This is a genomic window from Blastomonas sp., assembly GCF_041747255.1.
GTDB lineage: Bacteria > Pseudomonadota > Alphaproteobacteria > Sphingomonadales > Sphingomonadaceae > Blastomonas.
In genome coordinates this window covers 1-7,423 of sequence record NZ_JBGTFM010000306.1, presented here as the reverse complement: position 1 = coordinate 7,423, position 7,423 = coordinate 1, and the positions used below count along the sequence as shown (strand labels likewise).

Here is a 7,423-nt window from a genome sequence, read left to right as displayed (position 1 = left end):
GTGAGGGTGTTCGCAAGATCATTGTAGCTGCCTTCAGCCTTGAGCGAAAACAGGTCTTTCTTGCGGTCAAAGGCACTGGTGGTATTGATCTCGATCGAGGCACCGATGGTATCGCCGTCCATGTCAGGCGTCAGCGATTTTTTGACCTCGATCGATTCGATAATGTCGCTGGATATCACATCGAGCGCAACCGAGCGGACATCGCCTTCGGGCGAGGGTACGCGCACTCCATTGACCGATGTCGAGTTGAGGTTGGGGTCAAGACCGCGGACCGCAACAAAGCGACCCTCGCCCTGATCGTTCAGAATGTTGAGGCCGGGCAGTCGGCGCAGCGATTCGGCAACGTTCTGGTCAGGAAACTGGCCGATCGCATCGCGGGTCAGCACGCTGCTGACACCATCGGCGGCGCGCTGACGAGAAAGCGCGCTGGCCTGGTTTGCGGCCTGGCCGATCACCAGAATTTCATTGCCATCAGCGATACCCAGTCGCACCGGCACAGCGACAATGCCCGTATCGTCCACCGAGACACTGGTGGTGAATAAGGGCGCGCCGACATAACGCGCTTCCAGCGTGTAGGTCCCTGCCGGAATGTCCGTGAAGCGGAAGCTGCCGTCGCGCGAAGTCGTGGCGGTGCGGTTAAGTTCGACAATGCGGACATCAACTGCCTGCAGGGCGCGGGTGGCATCGATATCTGTAACCGTGCCGGTGACTTCGCCAGCCAGTGCCGGGGTGGCGATGGTGCCAGCGCCCAACACCAGAGCCAATGCGAGGCTGCGATAAGAAACCGATTTGGCCGCGCGAAAAATGAGTGTCATGAAATGCCCCCCTACAAGACGTGATAAAAATGCCGCTAATGTCGGCCGGTGACGTCTCGGGGGCGGATGCATTACGGTGTGATGACAAAAATATAACGGGGCTGCGTCGTTGCGGCAGCGCAACATCCACGGTGAAGCGAGTGAAAGATTGTCGGCTGGGCACTTCCGCTCCAGCAAAATCGTTATTATCTAAAGGGAATGCATGCGCGCGCCATCAGCCACGACCACCCGATTTCTGTAGACCCGTCCGAGATTGATTTCATGGGGCATGTCAACAATGCCCATTATCTCAAATGGGTGCAGGATGCGGTGGTGGCGCACTGGCAGGCGATCGCGCCACCGCAGGCAGTAGCCGAGCATTTGTGGGTCGCGCTCAAGCACGAGATTACCTATCGCAAGCCTGCGTTCCTCGACGATGAGGTGATCGCGACGGTGGTGCTTGAAAAGGTCCATGGCGCGCGGGCGTTCTATGAGACGATCATTCGCCGGGGCGAAGATGTGCTGGCCGAGGTCAAGTCGAGCTGGTGCTGTATCGATGCCCAGACGCTGCGCCCCGCGCGGCTCGCCGATGATATCAAACGGCGGTTCTTCGGCGGCTGAGGGGCGGCTCAAGCGGGCTGCTCAGCCAATCAGGCCCAGCGTGATCAGCGTCAGCAGGAACAACAACGCTACAATCGAGGTGAACAGCAGCAGCAGGCTCAATCTGAGCACCGCACCGAGCCGCGATGAGCCATAGGCATGACGCAGTTGCCGATACATGTGAAATGGCGCGAACAATACCGCCAGCGGAATGATTACATCGGGAAGGATGTTGAACTTGACTGACAAAGTCATGACGATGAACAGCAGCGACATGAACGCAATCGAATAGGTGGTGAACACCGCATGGTCATAGAAGCGATGCCCGCGCTTGCCGATCGTCACCAGCCAGACGAACGGAATCGACAACGGTATCAGCAACCATGCGAACTTGTAGCCGTTCGACTGGAGCTTGTATAACAGCAGATCAGGGTTCTTGTTGGCCTTTTTGATCGCTTTGCGCAGCCAGTTGTCGAATACGGGCCACCCGGTGTTGATGTCATCGCTCATATCGAGCCCGCGCACGCCGGTGCCATCGCCTTGCAGCGCGTCGGGATAACGCGCCCTGCCTTCGGTGGCGAACGACAGGCCGTTGACCTCGTTCTTGATCTCACTCAAGGCATTCAGCTTTGTGCGGTGTTCGTCCGATGCAGGGTCGAGCAAGGCCAGCGCGGCCTCTTCCTTGATAACCTGCGCTTCAAGATCGGCCATCGCGGTGCGCATCTCGCTGCGCCAGTCGTTGATGCTGACGATGTTCATGTTGTCAGGCCCGGACGACGCGCTTTTATCGCCAGTGAAATTTGGCGAACCGATGTATGAGAAGATCGCAAACATCATGAAGATCGCGAACAGGAACAGCGCCATCGGGCTGATAAACTTGGCGCGCTCGCCCTCGATATATCGGCGGGTGAGCTCGCCCGGCTTCCACACCAGCAGCGGCAGCGTGTTCCAGAACTTGCCGTCAAAGTGCAGCACGCTGTGCAGGATGTCATGCCAGAAGGCCGAGATCGATCGATGAACATGGCCGGCCTGGCCGCAACTATGGCAATGCGGTCCGGCCAGCGGGGTCCCGCAGTTCAGGCAGTTGCCGATCACGTGGTCATGCGCTTCGCCGGCAACAGGTTCAGCCGTGCGCGACCATATCGCCGCGTCGGTAATTGCGCCTGCCGCCTCAAATTCACCGCTCATGCCTATGCCGCCCCCCGCACATGTTGCAAACGCGAAAGTCTAACATTGCAGGCTTGATCCGGCCAAGCGCTTTGTTGCAAGGACGTCGCGATTGCCTTTGCGGGGGCGGAAAGGCTATTCGGTGAGCCATGGCGCATTTTGACCCCAAGACCTTCCGCAATGCGCTGGGGCAATTTGCCACCGGTGTAACCATCGTGACCGCGCGCGCTGATGACGGGCACGCCGTTGGTGTCACCGCCAACAGCTTCAATTCAGTCTCGCTCGATCCGCCGCTGGTGCTCTGGTCGCTGGCGAAAAGCGCGCGCTCGATGCCGGTGTTCGATGCCGCAAGCCACTTTGCGGTGCATGTGCTGGCAAGCGATCAGGACGCGCTGGCCAACCTGTTTGCATCGCAGGTGAGCGACAAATTCGCCGGGATGGACGTCGGCACCATCGGGCCGCCGCGGATCCAGGGCTGTTCGGCAAGGCTCGTGTGCGAAACCCGCTATCGCTATGAGGGCGGCGATCACATCATCATGGTCGGCGAGGTGCAGGACTATGAGAGCGAAGGCAAGCCGCCGCTGCTGTTCTATGGCGGAAGCTATGCGGACACACGTCAGCGCGAGGCGGTTGTCGACAATCCGGCGGTGCTGTTTGCGGCCGCCGAGCGCGTTGCGACCATCACCCTCAACCGGCCCGAGGCGCGCAACGCACTGTCTGAAGAGGTCATCGCCGCATTGGTTGCCGCGCTGGAGGCGGCAGACGCCGACCCGGACATCGATTGCGTCATCCTGACCGGCGCGGGGGCAAGCTTTTGCTCGGGCGGCAACATCAAGCATATCAAGGCGCTGACCGCAGAGCAGCATATGACGCCTCTGGAGATCGAACACTGGTACCGCACCCAGATCCAGCGCATTCCATTGGCGATGGACCGCATGTCGGTGCCGGTCATCGCGGCGATCAACGGCCATGCCATTGGCGCGGGCTGCGATCTGGCGTGCATGGCCGATATCCGCATCGCTGCGGACGATGCGGTGTTCGCCGAAAGCTTCCTGCGGGTCGGGATCATCCCCGGCGATGGCGGCGCCTGGCTGCTGCCGCGCACCATCGGAATGGCGCGCGCCAGCCAGATGCTGCTGACCGGTGAGTTTATCGATGCCGCCAAGGCAGAGCGTTACGGGCTGGTGTCAGAGGTGGTCGATGCGGCTGACCTGCAGTCACGGGCGCGGTCGCTGGCGCGGCAGGTCGCACAATATCCGCCTGCAGCCATTCGTAGATCCAAGCGTCTGTTAAAGGACGCGCGAGATGTAACACTTGCGGAACATCTTGATCAGGCAGCGATTTGGCAGGGCGTCTTGCAACAGATGTCTGATCACCATGAAGCCATTGATGCCATACTGGAAAAGCGATCACCTAATTTTCAGGGCAACTAACCGGATGGCAGCTAAGCCAAAAGGTTAATTTCTGTTTGAAACAAACAACGAACATTAACCTTTGAACTGCTTGATTCGCAACGAATTTCCGAATCAGTCATGCAGCCACTTCATGCGTTGCCGCCGCGTCGTGCCGGTTTGATCGGGCAGACCAGATATCTAACATTGTAACGCGCTGCAAAAAAATGACCCCGGCAGAGCCGGGGTCAAATGATTGTTAAACCAGTATTTTCTGGCTTAATTCCAGCCGCCGCCGAGGACCCAGTCCCAGAAGCCGCGGACCGGCTTGTTGGTACGCTTTGCCATTATAGCCTCCTTGTTTCGGATGCACATTTCACTCTGCATCCAGTAAACAAGGTTAACAGAATCCTAAATGACCAACAAGCGATTAACTTATGTTGCTATTGTGAATCGCGCGGTGGGCCGCCTTCAGGGTGGCAACAGCAGATTGGATCAGGCAACATCGCCTCGGTTAGATGGTATCAGGCGGCTTTGGCAGGTCGGTAATTGGCTAGAAATTCGACCAGGCCTTCATAGGGCATCGGACGCGCGATCAGATAGCCTTGCGCCTTGTCACATCCCATCTGGGCAAGCAGCTGCAAGGTCTCGTTGTCCTCAACGCCTTCCGCCACCACTTCCTCTCCTAATGAGTGAGCCAGCTCGATCGTCGAGTTGACCATGATGCGGTCGGAACGGCTCGTGGCCAGCATCTTAACAAAGCTCCGATCAATCTTGAGTTCGGTTGCGGGGCAGCGCTTGAGATAGTCGAGCGTCGAAAAGCCGGTGCCGTAATCATCGATCGACAGTTGCACCCCAATGGCGCGAAGGTCCTTCAATTCCTGCATCGCACTTGAAGCGCTCGACATCGCTGCCGTTTCGGTGATCTCCAAAATGAGCCGTTCGGCGGAAAGCCCATGTTGGCGCAGCGTCTGCACCACCATCGGCTTAAGGTTGGCATGCCCGATCAAGCGTGGCGACAGGTTGACCGCCATGTCGAAACGTCGGCCGCTGGCATTCAGCATGGCTGCAACCTGCACGGCGCGGCTGAGCACATGTTCGGTCAGTTTTTCGATCCGGTCATGTCGTTCCGCTGCGGTGACAAACTCTTCAGGGTTGATTGGCCCTTTTTCCGGATGCGTCCAGCGCACCAGCGCTTCTGCGCCGCAGATATCGCCGGTGAGAAGGTCCAGCTTGGGCTGGAAAGCAACCCATACCTCGCCGTTGTCGATCGCAGCATCGAGCTCGCCCAGCATCGAGACGCGCCATTCAGTGGCCTCAAGCTTGGTCGGATCATAGACCCGCCAGTGCTCGCCTGCGTTCTGTGCATCCTGACAGGCGAGCAGCGCGCTCGACATCCGGCTATGAATGTTGCGTTCAGGATCGGCATCAACCCCAAAGGCGATCGCGAGGTCAATCAGCCGCCCGGCAACGCTGGCCGGGCTGCGGAAGATAGCGCTGAGACCGGCCAGCTGGTCGCCAACGGTTGCAATATTCTGGGTGGGCACCAGCCACATGAAAATGCCTTCGTCGCCCTGATAGACCTTGCAACCACCATTGCCGAGCGTGAGCCGCATGGTGATCTGGTCAACAAGGTCTTTTTCCAGCGCGGCGGGCAGTGCGGTGGCTGCCTCGGCGTAATTGTGGATACGCGCGGCAACCAGGCCATTCTGGCTGTTCGCCCCCTCCATGCGCAGGGCATTGAGATTGGGCTGGCCCGATACTTCGTTCACCATGCCGCGCTCGTCAAATGTCTGGCGATGCAGCTGCCATGCACAGTGACCGAGGGTGCCCATCACCATCACAAGTGCGGGCATGACTGCCGTAAAGATGCCTTGCATCTCTAGTGCCAACGGAAGACCGAGCATCAGCATCGGCGCAAGCAAGGCCATGGTGAGTACGACCGGACGGCGCGAGGTGCGGATAATGATCGCGCAGATTAGCACGGCGCTGCCCCACATAACCCACCAGGGTAAGATAGTCGGGCGACCATGCCTAAGTGTCTCAGCAGCCAACGTCGCAACAAACACGCTGCCTGATGGCCCAAGGCCGGGCACCGCATAGCGATTGCCAACACCGGACGTGTTCGTACCGATCACAACGTCCTTGCCACGCAAAGTCGCAAGCGACGGGTTGGCGCGATAGACTTCAATCGCACTCAGGTAGGGCAGAGAGTCCATTCTGATGGCATAATCAATCGGGAACTCTTCGTTCGCTGCACCGCTTTGTCCAGAAATCGCTGACGCTATCGATGGAACAACCAGGTCACCGACCTTGTTGGCATAAGGTACTTCCCAAACCGTATTGAAGCCATTGGTGCGCACATTGGTATTCACGAGTCGAGCAACCTGCCGCAATTGTGCTGGCGGTATCAGATCGGTGCGCAGATTGGTTGCGGCGTCTTCCGAGAAGTTTGCTGCGAGATGCGCCCGTCCATTCATCCGCCGCAACGCAGCGATCAGATCATTCGTGCCTTGATCGCGAGTTGTGCCGCTGATGGGGAAGTCAAAGAAAATGCGTCGCGCGCCAGCCGAGTTTAGTTGATCGATCAGCGTCGCATAATCACTGGCACCCCATGGCCATCCGCCGATTTCCTGCTGTGCCAAGCTATCGATGCCGACCACCGCGATTTCACCGCTGGCATTGTGTTCGCGCGCCTTGTTGCGGACGGCGCGCAGCAGATCATCCATCGGCTCGCCGAACTCGACTAGCCCGAACAACAGACCCGATATCACAGCCCAGATGAGCAAAATGCGCATCGGCTGAGACCGGATGGGGCTGGTTCGGGATGCGCCTAACTTCATTTGGTTGTGACCTCGTGTCTCCTGTTTGCCGAGATATGGTTACCAAAATGCAAATCCCCCCCGGAAATGGGGGGTGTGATCGGGGTGCAAAGCGTGTTTTGGACAGGCATCACCCTGCAATTCACCAACACTGGGACAGGTGCGGGCAAGCGCTCGATATTTGAGCAAGCTCTTGTAATGAAGGAGTTTGTTGCGCAGTCTGTGGCACCACTGCAAGGTGCCAGTGTCAACCGGCGGACGTGTCATCTGCGGCCTGTCCCAATCTGGCACACTGCTGATCAGTTAATCTGCCGCTTACTGCACTAATGCCAGCGAGCTAATGTGCGCTTGGTAAAGACGGTTGCCACTGATGGTTAGTATCGCAAGGAATCAGCAGCCTCGGGCCCCTCAATCAGGAGCCGGGCTGGCGGATCCATTGGCCGCTGTTGCGGTATTCCGGGTTGATCTGCCCGCTGTCTGGCAGCCTGGATGCGCGAAACGCCGCGTCGCCGCCGCGCTGCGCGGCAGCAGCTGAGTAAGCGGGGGCGACGGTCGCGGCTCTGGATGCAGGCTCGCCGGGTGCGTCCACTACCGAACGGCCAAGCCGCTGGGCATCGGCGGCATGGGCAGTCTCGGCCTCGGCGCGCAG

Annotated in this window: 5 protein-coding genes and 1 pseudogene; 2 read left to right on the top strand and 4 right to left on the bottom strand. The window is 58.9% G+C overall.

Annotated features, from left to right (window positions below):
• Positions 1 to 815 (bottom strand): beta-sandwich domain-containing protein (locus ACEW8G_RS10545; protein WP_373488377.1); only part of this gene is annotated, 815 nt, incomplete at its 3' end.
• Positions 816 to 1,013: 198 nt separating this feature from the next.
• On the opposite strand from ACEW8G_RS10545, the gene ACEW8G_RS10540 reads away from it, so the two are divergent.
• Positions 1,014 to 1,415 carry an acyl-CoA thioesterase gene (locus ACEW8G_RS10540; RefSeq protein ID WP_373488376.1) on the top strand — a complete coding sequence of 134 codons (402 nt, stop codon included), beginning with the start codon at positions 1,014 to 1,016 and terminating at the stop codon, positions 1,413 to 1,415.
• Positions 1,416 to 1,436: 21 nt separating this feature from the next.
• On the opposite strand, the gene ACEW8G_RS10535 is transcribed toward ACEW8G_RS10540, so the two are convergent.
• Complete coding sequence (locus ACEW8G_RS10535) at positions 1,437 to 2,582, bottom strand: DUF3667 domain-containing protein (RefSeq protein ID WP_373488375.1); 1,146 nt, start codon at positions 2,580 to 2,582, stop codon at positions 1,437 to 1,439.
• Between the two features lie 128 nt (positions 2,583 to 2,710).
• Between ACEW8G_RS10535 and ACEW8G_RS10530 the strand changes: the two genes are divergently transcribed.
• Entirely contained in the window at positions 2,711 to 3,994 is a 1,284-nt protein-coding gene (locus ACEW8G_RS10530) for an enoyl-CoA hydratase-related protein (protein WP_373488374.1), read from the top strand.
• Between the two features lie 482 nt (positions 3,995 to 4,476).
• Here the strand turns inward: ACEW8G_RS10530 and ACEW8G_RS10525 are convergent, their stop codons facing one another.
• Positions 4,477 to 6,750: an EAL domain-containing protein gene (locus ACEW8G_RS10525; RefSeq protein ID WP_373488373.1), complete on the bottom strand. Its 2,274-nt coding sequence runs from the start codon at positions 6,748 to 6,750 to the stop codon at positions 4,477 to 4,479.
• 436 nt (positions 6,751 to 7,186) lie between these two features.
• Positions 7,187 to 7,423: pseudogene (locus ACEW8G_RS10520) on the bottom strand (cell wall hydrolase); the annotation flags it as partial.

Excerpts from the sequence above, each read along its gene's own strand:
- ACEW8G_RS10540 (WP_373488376.1), top strand. The coding sequence starts at position 1,014 with ATGCATGCGCGCGCCATCAGCCACGACCACCCGATTTCTGTAGACCCG.
- ACEW8G_RS10535 (WP_373488375.1), bottom strand. The coding sequence starts at position 2,582 with ATGAGCGGTGAATTTGAGGCGGCAGGCGCAATTACCGACGCGGCGATA.
- ACEW8G_RS10530 (WP_373488374.1), top strand. The coding sequence starts at position 2,711 with ATGGCGCATTTTGACCCCAAGACCTTCCGCAATGCGCTGGGGCAATTT.
- ACEW8G_RS10525 (WP_373488373.1), bottom strand. The coding sequence starts at position 6,750 with ATGCGCATTTTGCTCATCTGGGCTGTGATATCGGGTCTGTTGTTCGGG.